2 protein-coding genes are annotated in these 2,788 nt (G+C 28.5%); both read left to right on the top strand.

What is annotated here, in order from left to right; translation table 11 throughout:
• The coding region (locus AC11VW_RS04135; protein ID WP_484300129.1) for a hypothetical protein at positions 1-1,743 on the top strand (1,743 nt) is incomplete at its 5' end.
• A 178-nt stretch (positions 1,744-1,921) separates the two neighbouring features.
• Positions 1,922-2,530, top strand: coding sequence for a hypothetical protein (locus AC11VW_RS04130; RefSeq protein ID WP_484300128.1), 609 nt, complete (start codon positions 1,922-1,924; stop codon positions 2,528-2,530).
• The last annotated feature ends 258 nt before the right edge of the window (positions 2,531-2,788 follow it).

The following is a 2,788-nucleotide window of genomic DNA, read 5'->3' as shown; positions in this document are numbered from 1 at the left end:
ATGAAAAAATTTATTCAAACATACGGGATAGCATTTGTGATTGTAGCTATATATGCATTTGTTAAGTTACCAGTACTAAGGCTAGATTTCATATCATGCATTTCAGTACTTATAATATTCTTTGGTTTAGCAGGAATATTAGATATGATGCTCGATAGGGGAGAAAAGACATCTAAAATAGCTAAATATAATTTTAGTATAGCTGTTGGTCTAATAATTTATAGCATTGCAGCACCATTTATAACATCTTCACCAATGCTTCATTCAAAGACATATGAAAACTTATTAGGAAAAGTAACAGAAAGTGAATTCTCTAAAGATGTAAGTCCAGTAAGTGTAAATGAGATACGTCTTGTAGATGAGGCTATGGCAATGAAATTAGGAGATAAAAAGCTTGGAGAAGATCCAGCACTAGGAAGTGTTTCAAAGCTTGGTAAGTTCCATATACAAAGTGTAAATGGAGAACTATACTGGGTATCACCACTAGTACATAGAGGTATAATAAAATGGGCAACATCTACAGAAGGTACAAACGGATACGTAATGGTATCAGCAAGTAATCCTCAAGATGTAAAATTAGTACAAAAAATAGATGGTAAACCAGTTAAGATAGTTTACCAACCAGAAGCATATTTACTTCAAGATCTTCATAGGCATATGTACTTAAATGGAATAGTAAACGCAGGTATGACAGAGTTTTCATTAGAAATAAATGATGAAGGAAGACCATACTGGGTTACAAGTTTATATGAACATGAAATAGGATACAGTGGAGCAAATGCTGTAGGAGTAGCTACAGTAGATGCTGAAAGTGGAGAAACTAAAAGATATTCAATAAAAGATGCACCAACATGGATAGATAGAATACAACCAGAAGAATTTGTAGTAAATCAAATAAGTAGCTGGGGATTATATATTAAAGGATTCTTAAACTCTGTTATATCAGAAGAAGGAGTTTTAGTTCCAACTGAAGGAACATCTTTAGTTTATGGAAATGATAATAAATCTTACTGGTATACAGGAATAACTTCTTCAGGAGGAGATGAATCTACTATAGGATTTATGTTAGTAGATTCTCGTACTAAAGAAGCTAAATTATACAAACAGCCCGGAGCAACTGAAACTGCTGCAATGAGATCTGCAGAAGGTAAGGTTCAAGAGAAAAATTATGAAGCAACGTTCCCAGTAATGTATAACATATTAGGAAAACCTACATATGTATCATCATTAAAAGATAAAGCAGGGCTTGTTAAGATGGTAGCATTTGTATCAGTAGAAGATTTCAGTGTATTAGGGCTTGGAGAAACTAAAGAAGAAGCTTTAAGAAACTATAGAGAAATATTATCTTCTAAAGGAAATAATATAAAAATAGAAAATGATTCAAGTATAGAAAGAGTAGAAGGAACTATTGTAAGAATTAGCCCTGATGTTAAGTCAGGAAATACATTCTATTACATGACAATAGATACAGATGAAAGTATAATATTTAATGCTACTTCAAAAACATCTACAGAAATACCATTAACAGTAACAGGAGATAAGGTAAAAATATCCTATCAAAAAGGTGAAAAAGATTTTGTAGATGTAGTAGAATTTGATAACCTAAGCTTAGGTCAAATAAATACTACTAAGACACAAGAAGAAACAGCACCAGCGAAAATAAAAGAAACTAAAGAAACAGCACCAGCGAAAATAAAAGAAACTAAAGAACCTGCAGAAGCTACAAAAAACACAAATCAATAATCAAACAAAAAAAGAAGCAATGAATACTCATTGCTTCTTTTTTTATTTGATTATTGTAATAAATGAATAATAGATAAAATTAAAAAAATATGTAAAATATGTAAATATTATTGTCCTAAATTAATATAATAGTATTACAACTTGGTAAGCTAAATAACTTCGAGGAGAGTAGACATCAATGATAGGTATAGAAAAAGATATATTAATATTAATCAGCAGAGTTAGATGTATGACAGAAACTCAGGTTTATAAAGTTTTTGGGACAAGAAAGCGATATGGAAGAAAACCGTTTAAAAAAACATTAAAGAAAATGTGTAATGAATATACTTTAAGAAAATATCCGTGTAATATAAATTATTCGGGATATAAAGATAATTCTTATGTGTATTACTTGAATGGAAGTAAAATGTACAAGGGTAAGGACTTGACAAAAATAGTTATAGGGTCAGAATTTGCTATTAAAATTAATTTAGGGGGGTATGAGTTAAAAAGATTTTATAGAAACGTATCTGTTGGAAATTCTAAATATGATTTATTTATAGAATATATAGATAAGTATAATGAGCCAAAACAAGTATTGATAGATATAAATTTAGATGGAGATATTATGTTATCAAAATATGAGGATATAGAAAAGGCAATGAAAAAATCTACAATTCCATTTTATCAAATACCTAAAATATTAGTAGTAACATCGAAAGATATAGAAAGTCTACAAGTAAAACGATTAAACTGTGATATAGATTTTCTAGACTTAAATTTAAATAAATTATTTAGATATATATAGCCTATTTAAGTAAATAGGTTTTTTTTTGAGAATTTGTAAATTATAATAGCAACTTTAAAAAATATAAATTAAAAATAAAATAAATTGATTTTTAAAGCTTTAGTGTATACAATAAGTATTAAATATAAAATTGACTGAAAATTAAGAAAACAAAAAAGGGGGATTTTTTATGAGTAGTTATGTATATTATCAAGGTCAAGTAGTTGATGAAAAAGAAGTAAGTATAAGCATAAGATGCAAGGCTTTTAATTATGGATT

This window comes from Romboutsia sp. (assembly GCF_056995035.1).
Note: the sequence above shows the minus strand (reverse complement) of the source record. Positions and strands in the feature narration are given on the sequence as shown.

Excerpts from the sequence above, each read along its gene's own strand:
- AC11VW_RS04130 (WP_484300128.1), top strand. The coding sequence starts at position 1,922 with ATGATAGGTATAGAAAAAGATATATTAATATTAATCAGCAGAGTTAGA.